The sequence below is a fragment of the Erysipelothrix sp. strain 2 (EsS2-6-Brazil) genome, assembly GCF_016617625.1.
Classification (GTDB): Bacteria; Bacillota_I; Bacilli_A; order Erysipelotrichales; family Erysipelotrichaceae; genus Erysipelothrix; species Erysipelothrix piscisicarius.
In genome coordinates this window covers 1-14,307 of the sequence record NZ_SBAR01000013.1, presented here as the reverse complement: position 1 = coordinate 14,307, position 14,307 = coordinate 1, and the positions used below count along the sequence as shown (strand labels likewise).

Below are 14,307 nucleotides of genomic sequence, written 5' to 3'. Positions count from 1 at the left end.
GCGGTAACAATACTGAAGTTTACTAAAAATACCGCACTGGCGCATTGAATCCAATTAGGGTGCGCAAATGATTGGAATTTTTAGTGGGGAATTTGTTATATTTAGTGTACAAAGTGATTTAAAAGCATCGCAGTTACATGCTCTAAACAGCATAAAAATAGAAAGAAGGCATACAATGAAGAAAGTAAAAAATGTTATTATTGGTTTTGGAAAAGCTGGGAAAACACTCGCTAAACGACTCGCTTCAGAACAAGAAGAAGTCTTCGTTATTGAGACGTCATCGGAAATGTATGGCGGTACCTGCATTAATATTGGGTGCATCCCTTCGAAGTCCTTAATTCATGATAGTGAAACGCATATTCCTTTTACCGATGCAGTTCGTTCAAAAGATCAAACGGTTTCGCTGCTTCGACATAAGAATTATCACATGCTTCAGGACAATCCGCTTATCACGGTTGTAGATGGGACTGCACGTTTTGTTTCAAATACAGTCCTTGAAATCACAAATGACACAACGGAAACGTATCAAATCGAAGCTGAACGGATTTTTATTAATACAGGATCTGTTCCAATTCCACCCCAAGCTTCAATGCTTCAAAACAGTAAATATTTAATCGATTCCACACAGGCCATGAACCTTTCAAAATTACCCGAAGAGTTAATTATTATTGGAGCAGGCTATATTGGTTTGGAGTTTGCTTCGATGTTTAACGCTTATGGTTCCAAGGTAACCATTCTTGATGAAAAAGCGGTTTTCTTGCCTCGGGAAGATCGTGACATCGCCAATGCGATTTACGATGCCTTTACCGATCGGGGAATCGCGATTAATATGGGTGTTTCCTTGAGCGGTGTGGATGATTATCAAGACCATGCATTAGTAAGCTATATCACACAAGACGAACTGCACAGTACTCGTGCCTCGAAGATTCTCGGTGCAATCGGTCGTAAGCCAAATACCGAAAATCTTGGATTAGAACATACCGATATAAACGTTGATGATCGAGGTGCCATTCTTGTCGATTCACACCTTAAAACCAATGTCCCTAATATTTGGGCTTTGGGAGATGTGAAAGGTGGACCTCAGTTTACGTATATTTCTCTCGATGATTTCCGCATTGTGGAAGATGATCTCTTTGGTAATCATCAACGCACAACGGATAATCGAACAACCGTACCTTATACGCTCTTTATCACTCCTCCTCTATCACGAGTTGGCCTTACGGAACAACAAGCCCTTGATCAAAACATTGACATCCAAGTGTTTAAACAACCCCTCAGCACCATTCCTAAAGCACATGTAAGTGGCAATACAACGGGACTCTTTAAAATCATAATTGACCGCACCACAAATCATCTTATCGGTGCCTCACTCTTTGGCATTGAATCCCACGAAATGATTAACTTAATCACACTTGCCATGGATTTAAAACTCGATTATCGTATCTTGCGAGACCGTATTTATACTCACCCTACAATCACTGAGTCATTAAACGATATCTTGAAATAAAAAAACAGAGTAGAACGCACATAACTGCGTCACACTCTGTTTTTTTGGGGCTACTGTTTGATAAGCAATGCAATGGTTTCCACATGTGTGGTTTGAGGGAACATATCGACCGGTTGGACTTTTTCCAATCGATAACCACCGTCGATAAACATTCTTAAGTCTTTCGCAAGTGAAATCGGATTGCAACTTACGTAAACAATACGACGCGGATGTGATGTCAATGCGGCTTCAATAAATACAGGATCAAGCCCCTTACGTGGGGGATCCACCACCAACACATCAATTTCAATGCCTTGCTTAACCCATGCAGGCATAATTTTTTCAGCTTCACCCGCCTCAAACTGCACATTCTCAATGTGATTGAGTTTCGCGTTTTCTTTCGCCATAGTAATTGCATCTTCGACAATTTCAACACCATAAACAAACTTCGCTTTATCGGCAAGGTTTAAGGTAATCGATCCAATTCCACAATAAGCATCTACGACAACATCATCGTTTGTAACTTCTGCCATTTCAATGGCTTGTTGATAAAGAAGTTCCGTTTGTTTTGTGTTGATTTGGAAAAAGGACTTCGAAGAAATCTTAAATGTTTTTCCTAAAAGTTGATCCCGATAAATATCTTCTCCATAAAGAACGTTCTGTTCTCTTCCCAAAATAACATTTGTTTGTTTTGGATTAATATTTTGAACGATACTGACCGTTTTGGGTAAAGCTTCCACAATGGCATTCACAATTTCTTTTTCGAAAGGAAGTTTTGAACCATTTGTTACCAAAACCACCATTAATTCTTGCGTGTAATGGCCTTGACGCACCATAATATTTCGAATTAATCCGGTGTGATTTGTTTCATCATAGGCTGAAATTTTATATTGACGAAGTAAATCCCGAATCACTAAGATTGCTTTGTCCAAAGCTTCTTCTTGAATATAGTAATCTTCGATTGGAATAAGATCATGAGTTCCACGCTTAAAGAATCCTGTCTCTATGACACCGTTAACGGATTGGACCGGTATGGTTGCTTTATTACGGTAGTGCCATGGATTTTTCATTCCAAGTGTTGGTAGAACCGGAACGCCATCAAGATTAATTACACGACCTAAGGTTGCCTTAACTTGATTTTGTTTAAACTCACATTGAAGGTCATATGCCATGTGTTGAAGGGGCATGGTTCCAATGCGTGTTCCGACTTTATCAACCAACTCTACACGTTTGGGTGATGGATTTTCAATGCTTAATATACGTCCGTAAGCATAGCGTTTGGTCACCTTCGTGACCCTTAGAGTAATGATTTCCCCTGGAATTGAATTTTCCACAAAAATTGGAAATCCTTCTTTTTTAACCACACCAAATCCTTCAAATGTGAGGTCCATTACTTCCAGTGTTAATTGTTCGTTTTTTATTACAGGTATTTTCTTCATATCCATCACCTTTTCTTCCTTTAAGAATAGCATAAATCCGGGCCATTGACACGACTTAAAGCATACAAGATGCAACCATCCTCCTTTAATTCTATAATAGGTATAAGGAGCGTGATTAATATGGAAATAACAAAAAAAGGTGTTCCAACCGCTTTAGCAGGATCTCAACCTGTTGTTGGAGAAAAAGCACCGACATTTAAACTTAAAAATTTAGAAGACGTTTATGTAGGAACGGATACACTCGCCGGAAACGTTGTATTGCTGAGTGTCTTCCCAGACATCAATACGCGTATCTGTGATTTACAGACGCGTCATTTCTTCCAAGTTGCGAGCGAACTTGACGATGTAACGATTGTGAATATTTCAAATAATACCAAGGAAGAATTTGCTTCTTGGTGTGCAACGAATGGCATTGATAGTGAGATGTTGCGTGATGAGGATCATGCATTTGGCGATGCTTATGGTATTTGGATTCCGGAATTTGAAGTGCTGGCACGATCTATATTTGTGATTGATCGCAAGGGCATGCTTGTTTATTCTGAGATTGTTCCCGAAATGGCACAAGAACCCAATTACGAAGCAGCAATTGCTGCCGCAAAAAATATTTAATAAAGAAAAACGAACATGAATCCACATGTTCGTTTTTTCTTTATTTTTTCTTCTTTGAGAACCAGTAGAAGATGCCTCCTATGAGGACAACTCCAATTCCCACATAAAGTGCAGTTTGAGTTGGCGTAACACCTGTTCCTGGTAATTTACCACCTGGTTTCTCTGCTTCTTTTTCTAAGATAGTAATGGGAAGCTCTGTTTTTTCACCTTTTTTATTCGTATAGGTGATGGTTGTTGTTCCTGCTTTGAGTGCAGTAAAGGTTGCAGGACTGTTGAAGGTTGCAGAGAAGAATACTTTATCGTATACCCATCCTTCGCCTTTTTCTTGGTCATCGTTGCTTGGTGTTAATACGAAAACATCGCCAACCCGAACTTTATCAGGTAATCCTGTAAGTTTTAAAGTTACTTTGGGATCCGGTTTTGGTTCTGGTTTTGGTTCTGGTTCCGGCTGTTTAACCTCAATATCCATCGTATCACCTAAGTATTTGGTGAAAATTCCATTGGTCACATAGCGATAATCATCTTTTTGATGTGCTTTGTTTGTAATCGAGTTTGCGAAGATTAGAAGATCATGTGTATCATTTTTAAGCTCGATGGCCTGAATTGAATTTTTATAAGTGTCAATATGATCTTGTGACATAAAACCTTCAATGGGTTCATCATCAGTCGTTTTAATAAGTACTGTTGATCCTTCAGGTGCTCTTACGATACTGTTTCCACCGTGACCGTACATAATATAATCATTTTCTTGAGCATATTTTAATGTTATATAACTGGATTCAGGATACGTAACCGTTGTGAGGGAATCAAAGCTCATATCATAATTCGCTTCAATTTCGAGCCCCATTTTTTCAAGTGAATCCAACGCGTATCCACCATATCCAATATAGGACTTTCCAGCATTTACGGCATTCCGTTCATCCTCTCGTAATGGACGGTTCCCAATCACAATATCTGCTGCGTCAAGATCCTGGGTTAAATCAAATCCAAGTTCTTGTCCCCAAACATAATAATCCCAATTGAGGTTTGTATTGAGTCGATTTGTATAATTTGTATGACCGTAAGGCTCACCCGTGTCTTTTTTCAGCAAGAATGTTGGTGCAGCACCCGGCACATAAAGCAGTGCGGATTTTGTGATAACTTGTGCTTTAGGCATTGTATTGGTTCGCGTTGCTTGAAGAATATAATCGTCTTCAATCAAATCAAAGGTTGCTTCAGACATTACAAAGTCTCCACGATAATCGCCATCGGTTATAAACCCAACTGCTTCTTCAGATTTAAGTAATGCATTTATGGCTTGGATTGAAGCGACACTGTTATTGGAAACAATCACAATTTCACCCTTACCATCAACATGCGTTGTGGTTTCAGGTGCTGCATCAAGCCATGTAAATTCTGCGCTTTCGAAGGCACCAACTTGGGTGATCACATCCATATCAAAGCCACGTAGCTCTGAGAATGCGGTGAGTGGTTCTGAATAGAGGTCGGTCCAATTTTTAATAACGATGTTGTTGTAGAGTGCTGCATTGGCCATATTTCGTTTTGCCTGATGCAAATCAACAATCATGGTTCCTTTAGGATACGTGATGCCCTTAACGTCTATCTCATTTCCTAACACTTTTACCTTAACATCATTACGTAAAAGATATTCCATCATCTCGGATGCTGCGTGTAAGTTTTTTTGCATTGCCGGTTCCATTGGAATAACATAATACTCAGGGAAGAAGTTATTATTTTCTTCATAACGGGCACGGAAGATATCTGCTTCTGCGCCTTTTTCATCTTGTTGATTTACGTAGTATGGGCGAATTTCATCGGCATCAATATTCTTATGACCTCGGTCCCAACCTTTCAATTGGTTGGTATAAAATGCTTTTTTATGCATTCCCACATAACGTCCATTGTTGAGTAGTGCATACTTAACTGCTTGCGTCGCATCCTCATTTCCATATGGAACTTCAACGGTATAAGCAACGACACCGTGAAGCATCGAATATTGGGGTGTATAACTTGAAGACATATCGTCAAACGGTTCCCATTCATATCCACCTTTATCGCTTGCTTTTAAATAATCACGCATCGGCATTTGGAAACTGTTAATTGATTTATTATTTGTAATCGCAACACCCCCAAACTCCTCACCTTGTGCGAGTGCATTCTCAATAAACAAATCATACTCCACGTTTGGCTCATGGGTTGGTGAGCAAGGTTCAATTTGGAATTGATTATAGAAACCATGAATTTCATAAAGGTTCACAGGATTCCACGTTGAAATAAGACGCGCCATGGCTTGTGTTTCTGGTTGTGTTTGGTAAGTGTTATCACGATTTAAATCGAACCCATTACCATTTGTTCGAACATTTGTTGCGGCTGCATCCGCATTTTCTGCAGGCACAACGATAAAGAACACATCCTCGAGCATCGTTTTAATGTTTAAGTCTACTTGCTCCATTTCATAAAATTTCGCAAGTTGTTCTTCACTTAAATTCGCAGCTGCATCGGTACTGTTAGGATGTTCTTCACTTTGAACGCCATCCCGGATATAACCCACTCCGGTGACATCATTTGCAATGAGTTCAGACCACTTAATACCTCTGCTTGATTTTTCTGCCTCGACTTGTGCTTTTCCTTCAGACGTTAATCCATTAATACGACGGTATTCAACACTTCCATCAGCATTCTCGATCATCACGGATAAAAATTCCATAATCGCATCAATTCCCGGATTTTCATCGGAGTGAATGTTATTGTAGAGAATTGGAACTTTATAATCAATTGATCCCGATTCAATATCTTGAATCACAGATTGTGGATCCGCCTCTGCGCGTTCATTTAACGCAAGGTGATTCGACAGCGTCTCAGCCGTATCCGCAATAAAGATTGCATTCATCGGTCTTCCCATTGCCGTACGTCCGAATTCGCGAACTTCCGCATGAATTCCCTTGGATAATGCGAGTGCTGCAAGATCTGCAAGACGTTGATCGATTTCATTATAAAGTGTGTAGCTATTATAAGGTTTAAAGGACACGGGCGTTGTTGCCAATACCTGTTCCCCTTCCACCAGTTTTAAATCATAGGTCCCTGTGTAATCAAGAAGTGCATTACGGATTAAGGCGCGATCACGACCATCAATTCCATTCACACCAAACATCAGCACATTCTTAAACGTTAACTGCAATCCTCCAGGAATGACTTCCGTTTTGATATCTTTAAATAGAGTATCGCCTGCAGTGGTAAAAGTAGTTTTAAAGACAGTCCATTCATTCAAAGGTCCACCCAAATACTGATAAGGGAAATCCTCCTCATTTTGACCCCCTTCATCCCGCGTCAAAGTCCAAGACGCATTCTCAGCCAAAACTTTAAGTTCCTCAGGCGTTTTCCCCTCAAACATTACTGTCGCTTTATATTCTTTTGACTCTGTCATGGAAATGACTTCAGACTCACCCGTAGTATTTATAAAATCAATGACCGGTTGAGTATCACTATAAATTGGACGCGCATGACTGAATACCAGTCCAATCGATAGTACAAATATGGTTAAGCATTTTAGGATTCTATGTTCATTTCTTTTGTCCATTTTTTTCTCCTCATAGTATTAATAAAAATATACGAACATCCAATACTTAAACCGCTACAATCCCCCTTCCTTTACTTTTAATATTTTTGTGAGTTCACGGACTCACGCTAAGCATATTGTAATCAATTTTATTGGGTGTTGTAGGACATTTATAACGACTTTTTATGTATAAACGGTTGCACTTTTAGGGAAACTTTTTATTGAAATGGCAAGATATCAAAGCCTTCGTCCCAAATTACGCAGACATTCATAAAAACCGTGCAATTTTGTATTAAAAATAAAAAAAATGATTGAAATCCAATCATTTTTTATTTTTGAGAAAATTCATACCATATTCGATTGATTCACAGACTTCTTTGGTAAAGGCAGCCACAAAAATGCAACCCATATAAATAAAAATCAACCCCGTAAAATCGTCTAGAAAAAATACAGCGAGCATCATTATTATTTGTGCTCCGATAACCAACACTTCTTCGAAGCGTTCTTTATTGATCATCAACACGTGATTATCTTCGGTCTCAGACTTCAATAAGTCATCCACACGCACACCATAATACTTCGCAATTTGAAGCAGCATATTCGCATCGGGATAACGTTTCCCTTGTTCCCAATTTGAGACAGCTTGGCGTGAAACGTTTAAGGCCTTCGCAACCGTATCTTGTGTAAGCGATCGTTTTTCTCGTAATCGTTTTAAATTATCATTAAGTTTCATAAAGCCTCCTCTAACTCACATTCTAAAGTAGCTTCACCGAATCGTAAAGACACATTTTGTTGCATCAAAGTTTTTCAAGGACCATAACACCAATTCCCAAAAGTCCCGTCAAAACAATAATCTTCGTAGGATCTAACTTAAATTTTCGTAAACCAAGGGTTGCGAATACAAATAGAATACCGTTTGAAACATCAAAATGACTTATATCGCGGACACCTTCACCAAAAAACGCAGTAATAAGGATTGTAAGCCCCGCTGAAGCAATTAAAGCCACCACGGTAGGTCTTAGTCCATCCAAAACATTTTGAATGATGGTGATATCACTAAACTTGTAATAGATTGTCGCAAGAAGAAGGACAATTACAATTGAAGGAAAAACATTACCTAAGGTGGCCGCAACGGCACCTGGAATCCCTGCTACCCTTAATCCAACAAACGTAGCTGCATTCAACGCAATGGGTCCAGGGGTCATTTGCGATATTGTAATTAAATCCGTAAACTCGGTCATCGTAAGCCAACCATGACCGACGACCACTTGACTTTGAATGGGTGCAAGCGCTGCATAACCACCGCCAAAACTTACCAGACCAATTTGCATAAAAGAAATAAAAAGTTTCCAAAGAATCATTGTGACACCTCTATCTTTCCACCACGAGACAATGCCCCAACAATCCCTGCCGCAAGGATAATATAAAGGACATTAATCTTAAGGAAATATGCAGCAATAAATGACGTAACCATTATCACGATTGGTAAGGTTCGTTTAAGATTAAATACCTGCCGTGCCATCGTCATAACCACATCCACAATCACTGCCGCAACGCCCGCTTGCATCCCATGAAGTGCTGCATTCACAAACACATTGGATTTAAACTCCGCATAAAATTGAGAAATTATTGTGAGGAGAAATAAAGGTGGTAAAATGGTGCCGAGAATGGAAAATATCGCGCCCATAACCCCATCAACTTTATATCCAACTAAAATGGATGCATTCACCGCTAAAGATCCTGGAGAGGATTGCGCAAGTGCCATCAAATCCATCATTTCATCCTCATCAATCCAGCCTAATTCTTCCACAAATTTCGTTCGCATTAATGGGATGATGACATAACCGCCCCCAAACGTAAATGCACTTAAGTGAAACGATGATTTAAACAATTTCCAATATACCTCTGATTTTTTCATAATCCACGACCTTCCACTGTTTACTATTCTATCGCGTATCTTTTCAAGATTGCAAATGCGAAAAAAAAAAAGCGTAACTCACGCTCTAATTATTTAACTAAATTTTCATAGATATCTTCCAGTTTTTGAACATTTATCCGCTCGTCAAATCCTTTTTCAATTAATTGTTCCCGAGTACTTCGACGCTCATAGTCTAGATGTCCCACAATATAATCAGCCCACTCATGGGGATTATCTATGGGTAGAAAATGAAAATGATCTGTGAGAGCACTTTGACGATCAATTGTATCGGATGCAAAGCATAAGAGCCCTGCAGCTTGAGCCTCTACCAGCACATATGGCAACCCTTCAAAAACGGAAGGGAGCAAAAAGACATCGAGAACTTGTAAAACATCCGGAATATCATCCCTTAATCCAAGAAACTTAACATGATCTTCAATTCCAAAATTTTTCACTTGCAATTTCACATCGTCAAACAACTCCCCTTCGCCTGCTAGCGCTAAGATTGCATTGGGTTTTGTTTTCACGACTTCATTAAACACTTCAATCAGAAATTTATGATTTTTTTGGAAGTTAAAACGACCGATATGACCAAATACCAATTGGTCATCCACATTCAATGCTTTACGTAATCGTTTTCGTTTCGTTTCATTATACTCGTATTGTTCAAGATCAATTCCGTTATTCATAATTGTATATTCTAAATTAGGGTAGAGAAAATCGCCTGCTTCTTTTGAACACGCTAAAAGCACATCCGCATAATCAGGAATCTTCTTCATCAATTGATCCTTATATTTGATTAATAGAACATTGTCAACAAAATGACGACTCCCATGGGAATGTGAAATCATATAGGGAATTCCAATCTTACGAGCAGCTTGGAATATGAGTGGATTCAGTGCGTTCATATGACTGTGAATAATATCATATTGCTCTTTTTCTAACATTTTTAGAATTGTTTTACGTGAAGGATGTTTCCCCAAAAAATCATGGGGGGTTAATGGAATTCTAAAAATTTTACCCCCATGCGTAATGACTTCCTTATCGTAATAACCTTCCTTGCATCCAAAAACAAGAAAATCAATATGAACTTTTTTTGGATCAATATTTCGAAATACACTCATCATATATGCTTCAGTACCCGCTTTTTCAAGCGTTCCACCGTGGGCAAATAATACTTTAATTGGTTTCATAGACACCTCGAAAATAATCGTATCATTTAAAAATTACGATTGCAATGACCACAAAATACCACTTACTGTTATTGCTTGACTTGATTGTAATATTCTATAAATTGATTCATGACCCCATCGATAAAGGTTACAGTCCCTTCATCAATTAACATCCCGGATTCATCAAATTTTGTATGTACAGCACCAATCAAGATATCATTGCCCGGTAGAAGCCACATAGGCATTGTATCAAGCACTGTATAGAGGTTTAGATAACCTCGTGCCCCAGCCGTTTGTCCCATCGAGCAAGAAGCAATTAAACCCGGTTTATTCTTAAGTCCTGGTTGCGTACGGCTTGCCCAGTCAATAGCATTTTTTAATACGCCTGATAATCCATGATTATATTCTGGCGTAATCATAAACACTGCATCCGCATCATGAATTTTTTGATTCATAACCTTTACCTTTTCAGGTGTATCCGTTGGATTATCCAAATCACCATTATAGTTTGGAACATCGATATCTAGGATTTCAATTTCCATCTGATCTGCATATCGTTTTTGTATATGTTTTCCCAACATCATATTGTAAGAACCTTTACGTAAACTTCCAACCATCATCACAATTTTTATCATAGCATGTGCTCCTTTTTATTTATAGTATACGTGATTTTAAGGGTTCGTATTTGAAATCTGTATTAAATGTTAAATTAATGTGACGAAATGGTGTTTTTTAATTGATATTATCTTGCTCTTTCTATATGATAGTCTTAGCGTTTTTAGAAGGAGGTCGAATCGATGAATCTAAAGCGATTTGTAGGCGATAAAGACTTTTATAAAAAGGCTTTATTTATTGCAATTCCGTTAATGCTCCAACAGCTTATCAGTACATCCGTAAACTTACTGGATAACTTGATGATCGGTCAGCTCGGGGACCATGCATTATCGGGTGTTGCCACCGTAAATCGTTACTTTATTATCGCTGTATTTGGAACAAATGGCGTGATTGCTGCATCAGCTGTATTTATGGCTCAATTCTTCGGAGCAAGAGACGAAGATCATATGAAGCAAACATTCCGTTTTTCAATTCTAACATCAATGTTGATAATGAGTACATTCGTCATCCTCGCATTACTTTTTCCAGGAAATATTATCCGGTTCTTTGTAAAGGATCCAAAAGTAATTGAGCAAGGTATGAGATATATTTACGTATGTGCGTTGGCGTTTATTCCCAACCTATTTACATTGGCCATAGCGGGCTCAATGAGAGCAACTGGAGATTCAAAAACTCCTCTTGTTGCAAGTGTTATTTCAATGATTACAAACTTTTGTTTTAATTATTGTTTGATTTATGGTAACTTCGGTGCACCACGTCTTGGTGTACTAGGTGGTGCAATTGGAACGTTTATTGCACGATGTGTTGAATTAACATTTATCAGTTATTTCCTTGTTACGGGAAATTATGCGTTTAAGACACGCATTCGTGATATGTTTGATATCTCTAAAACACTCGTAAAAAGAATTACCGCCAAAGCCTTTCCCCTTGCTTTAAATGAAGTATTGTGGGCATCAGGAATGGCATTATTACTTCGTTTCTATGCAACCCGTGGAGCGGAAGTTATTTCTGGTTACTCGATTGCGACTACGGTTTCGGATATGTTCTTCACCATGAATGCCGGTATGTCTGTCGCCATTACCATTCTTGTTTCTCAACCACTTGGAGCTAATAAACTCGACGAAGCGCGCGAAAACGGGTATCGCCTTATTGGATTTGGTGTATTACTCAGTGCAGTCTTTGGCACCCTGCTTTTAGGTTCCACGTTCCTTATACCGAAAATTTATTCAGTATCGGCTGAAGCGATGTGGACCGCTCAAACATTCTTGAGAATTCAAGCACCATTATTTAGTATCTATGTGATTAATACAACATGTTACTTTATTCTTCGTGCTGGTGGTGATACACGTTCTACATTACTTCTGGACTCAGGGTATATGTGGTGTGTGAATTTGGTTGCGGTGGGCATTGCAACCTACACAACAGACTTAAGCATTCTTTGGCTTTATATTGTAGGGCAATCTACAGATATCTTAAAAATGATGCTTGCATTACGATTTGTGAATAAAGAAAAATGGATCGTAAATCTTGCGAAAGAAGAAAAGCAAGAAGAAGCATTTGTTTTAGAGTTTGAATCTTAATCGATCAATTGAAACGAAGAAAAACACCATCATAGTGAAAGGAACTAGGTCAGTTCCGAACTGACCTAGTTCCTTTCACTATGATGGTGTTTTTTTTAATGATCTGGTTTTTCTTTTGCTAATTCAAAGGACACAATTTTAGAACCATTGGTTGTTATGATTACATGAGTGCCTTTAGTCAAGAATGCAAGTTCATCATTTAGAATAAGATTTGCTTGATAAATGGCTTCATCCCCTTCAAGACGAATGAGGTAATGCGTATTGCCATCAATGATAACTTGTTTAACATCTGAAACGACCCCGGTTTTCTCCACAATTTCTTCTGGAACAATACCTACTTGATTTCCCATAACATTGAGATAATTCTTCTCAGATAGTTGATAGGTGTCGCCTACGGCTGACTTGGTGTAATCTTGGTAATTAACCATTGAGAAACCACGAACTACACTCGATGTATCTTTGAGAGACATCACATATGTAGGGAATCCTCCAACGTTTTGTAGAATTGGTGTTGTTGGTGTATATCCTTTTTCTTGGATCGAACCAACTGAAGTCATTTCAGCCGCTGTAATGGAAACCCCTGGTAAATCCATTTGAAGCGTCTCTCCAGTTCGCTTATTCATAAATAAGAGCCCTGTTGTTGAACTTGAATCTAATTTTATGGGACGTATTCCAGTAAAGATATAGATCTCATCGTCGATACTTACATAGTTATAAGAACCTTCTTGCTGGTCTACAGCCATCACACCTTGTTGTTGCATGAAAGAGTTAAAATAACCTCCCTTTAAAGTGAAATGATCTTTCGCATGCGATAACATCATATCCGTTGGATAAACGGAATCCACCCACTCTGGGATTTCACTGAGTTCATAACGTGCAGTTTCTCCAGTGACCGCATCCACAACAATCACAGCATCCATGTCTTTAGCGCCCCAAATCCCAACACGTTTTGTAATCGATTGAACAATCCAATAGGGATGTCCTGCATCGTCAATTTCAAAGTTCCAATCATCAAGATAACTAAATTTATGGTGTAAAGCCACATGACGACGTAGATCATATTGTAATGGTGCACCTGGGTAATATTTAATGGGTGCGGGTAACGTTACAATCTCTGATTTCGCATTCATATTTCCGTCCCCTGTAGTTACAAGAACATAGTAGGGCACACCACTTGAGAAGTTCGTATATTTTTTAAAAGTATCCGCATAAACAAACGGTGCAACACGCGCCATTTTGCCTTGATAATTTATTTGGGTAAATTCATTGGTATTAATATCAAAACGCGATGATACCTCACTGAGTTCTCCCATTTTTTTCTCTGCCGATAACAACGCTGAGTCCTTATCTACATAAGAAACTTCAATATTATGATTTTCACCATAGAGATCTTTAAACTCTACTGGTTTTACTTGACCCAATACATTTGCATAACGTTTCGCATTAATCATACGTGATGATGTCACACTACCCACTAAGAAAACAATGGCAAAGATCCCTACGATGATGCCGAAGGTATTAAAGAACTTTTTATAGTTTTCACGGTCGATAAACAGTATTCCAGCAATCACTAAGATAAATGTACTTAAATAGAGCATCGAGCCGATATCCATGTAGTGATATGTATTTCCAAACCAGATATCAAGTAGGATAAATACAATCACAACGATACCGATTTGTATTGATTTGCGTTTATTCATAGTAGAACCTCCATCTCCTTATATCTTAACGATTTCTCACACGCAGTGCAAATAAAAAAAGCTAGATAACTGGAGTTGTCAAACAAAAGTAGACATTAATAAAAAACTAGAAACCCTTATCCATTTTATATTGGATAGGGGTTTTGTAATTTAAACAGTAAGCAGGTCTTTCAAAATTGAAATAATGTACATATTCTTCGATAAAATTTTCAAAGTTATCTACGGACCAGTA

General features: G+C 38.4%; 12 protein-coding genes. 3 read left to right on the top strand and 9 right to left on the bottom strand.

The genetic code is table 11. The features are described 5' to 3' along the window. Window positions 1-175 precede the first annotated feature (175 nt). A complete protein-coding gene (locus EPJ89_RS07445; RefSeq protein WP_161637150.1) occupies window positions 176-1,507 on the top strand; it encodes an FAD-dependent oxidoreductase in 1,332 nt (443 codons plus the stop codon). A 50-nt stretch (window positions 1,508-1,557) separates the two neighbouring features. On the opposite strand, the gene rlmD is transcribed toward EPJ89_RS07445, so the two are convergent. Further along, a complete protein-coding gene (gene rlmD, locus EPJ89_RS07440; protein ID WP_244660815.1) occupies window positions 1,558-2,925 on the bottom strand; it encodes a 23S rRNA (uracil(1939)-C(5))-methyltransferase RlmD in 1,368 nt (455 codons plus the stop codon). 120 nt (window positions 2,926-3,045) lie between these two features. On the opposite strand from rlmD, the gene tpx reads away from it, so the two are divergent. Continuing rightward, on the top strand, window positions 3,046-3,534 hold the full coding sequence (gene tpx / locus EPJ89_RS07435) for a thiol peroxidase (protein WP_200549394.1): 489 nt from the start codon (window positions 3,046-3,048) through the stop codon (window positions 3,532-3,534). Window positions 3,535-3,574: 40 nt separating this feature from the next. On the opposite strand, the gene EPJ89_RS07430 is transcribed toward tpx, so the two are convergent. The 6 genes from EPJ89_RS07430 to EPJ89_RS07405 all read right to left on the bottom strand — a co-directional run bounded on the left by EPJ89_RS07430 (window position 3,575) and on the right by EPJ89_RS07405 (window position 10,815). After that, the gene (locus EPJ89_RS07430) at window positions 3,575-7,111 is read right to left on the bottom strand and encodes an LPXTG cell wall anchor domain-containing protein (RefSeq protein ID WP_200549393.1); all 3,537 of its coding nucleotides are present in this window, start codon (window positions 7,109-7,111) and stop codon (window positions 3,575-3,577) included. A 301-nt stretch (window positions 7,112-7,412) separates the two neighbouring features. Further along, entirely contained in the window at window positions 7,413-7,823 is a 411-nt protein-coding gene (locus tag EPJ89_RS07425; RefSeq protein WP_125164881.1) for a helix-turn-helix domain-containing protein, read from the bottom strand. Window positions 7,824-7,887: 64 nt separating this feature from the next. Next, window positions 7,888-8,451, bottom strand: coding sequence for a chromate transporter (locus EPJ89_RS07420; protein WP_200549392.1), 564 nt, complete (start codon window positions 8,449-8,451; stop codon window positions 7,888-7,890). Next, window positions 8,448-9,008 (bottom strand): chromate transporter, encoded by a 561-nt coding sequence (locus EPJ89_RS07415; protein ID WP_161637163.1) that lies wholly within the window; start codon window positions 9,006-9,008, stop codon window positions 8,448-8,450. Before EPJ89_RS07415 ends, EPJ89_RS07420 begins: the two co-directional genes overlap by 4 nt. 89 nt (window positions 9,009-9,097) lie before the next feature. Beyond that, window positions 9,098-10,201: a glycosyltransferase gene (locus EPJ89_RS07410; protein ID WP_200542482.1), complete on the bottom strand. Its 1,104-nt coding sequence runs from the start codon at window positions 10,199-10,201 to the stop codon at window positions 9,098-9,100. 68 nt (window positions 10,202-10,269) lie between these two features. Then, window positions 10,270-10,815, bottom strand: a complete 546-nt coding sequence (locus EPJ89_RS07405) for an NADPH-dependent FMN reductase (RefSeq protein ID WP_161637166.1) — start codon at window positions 10,813-10,815, stop codon at window positions 10,270-10,272. A gap of 162 nt (window positions 10,816-10,977) precedes the next feature. On the opposite strand from EPJ89_RS07405, the gene EPJ89_RS07400 reads away from it, so the two are divergent. Further along, on the top strand, window positions 10,978-12,375 hold the full coding sequence (locus EPJ89_RS07400; protein ID WP_200549390.1) for an MATE family efflux transporter: 1,398 nt from the start codon (window positions 10,978-10,980) through the stop codon (window positions 12,373-12,375). 95 nt (window positions 12,376-12,470) lie between these two features. Here the strand turns inward: EPJ89_RS07400 and EPJ89_RS07395 are convergent, their stop codons facing one another. Then, entirely contained in the window at window positions 12,471-14,075 is a 1,605-nt protein-coding gene (locus EPJ89_RS07395) for a hypothetical protein (protein WP_200542483.1), read from the bottom strand. A 106-nt stretch (window positions 14,076-14,181) separates the two neighbouring features. Then, the coding region (locus tag EPJ89_RS07390) for an IS3 family transposase (protein ID WP_200542981.1) at window positions 14,182-14,307 on the bottom strand (126 nt) is incomplete at its 5' end.

Coding starts and splice junctions, on each gene's coding strand:
- EPJ89_RS07445 (WP_161637150.1), top strand. CDS start 176: ATGAAGAAAGTAAAAAATGTTATTATTGGTTTTGGAAAAGCTGGGAAA.
- rlmD (WP_244660815.1), bottom strand. CDS start 2,925: ATGAAGAAAATACCTGTAATAAAAAACGAACAATTAACACTGGAAGTA.
- tpx (WP_200549394.1), top strand. CDS start 3,046: ATGGAAATAACAAAAAAAGGTGTTCCAACCGCTTTAGCAGGATCTCAA.
- EPJ89_RS07430 (WP_200549393.1), bottom strand. CDS start 7,111: ATGGACAAAAGAAATGAACATAGAATCCTAAAATGCTTAACCATATTT.
- EPJ89_RS07425 (WP_125164881.1), bottom strand. CDS start 7,823: ATGAAACTTAATGATAATTTAAAACGATTACGAGAAAAACGATCGCTT.
- EPJ89_RS07420 (WP_200549392.1), bottom strand. CDS start 8,451: ATGATTCTTTGGAAACTTTTTATTTCTTTTATGCAAATTGGTCTGGTA.
- EPJ89_RS07415 (WP_161637163.1), bottom strand. CDS start 9,008: ATGAAAAAATCAGAGGTATATTGGAAATTGTTTAAATCATCGTTTCAC.
- EPJ89_RS07410 (WP_200542482.1), bottom strand. CDS start 10,201: ATGAAACCAATTAAAGTATTATTTGCCCACGGTGGAACGCTTGAAAAA.
- EPJ89_RS07405 (WP_161637166.1), bottom strand. CDS start 10,815: ATGATAAAAATTGTGATGATGGTTGGAAGTTTACGTAAAGGTTCTTAC.
- EPJ89_RS07400 (WP_200549390.1), top strand. CDS start 10,978: ATGAATCTAAAGCGATTTGTAGGCGATAAAGACTTTTATAAAAAGGCT.
- EPJ89_RS07395 (WP_200542483.1), bottom strand. CDS start 14,075: ATGAATAAACGCAAATCAATACAAATCGGTATCGTTGTGATTGTATTT.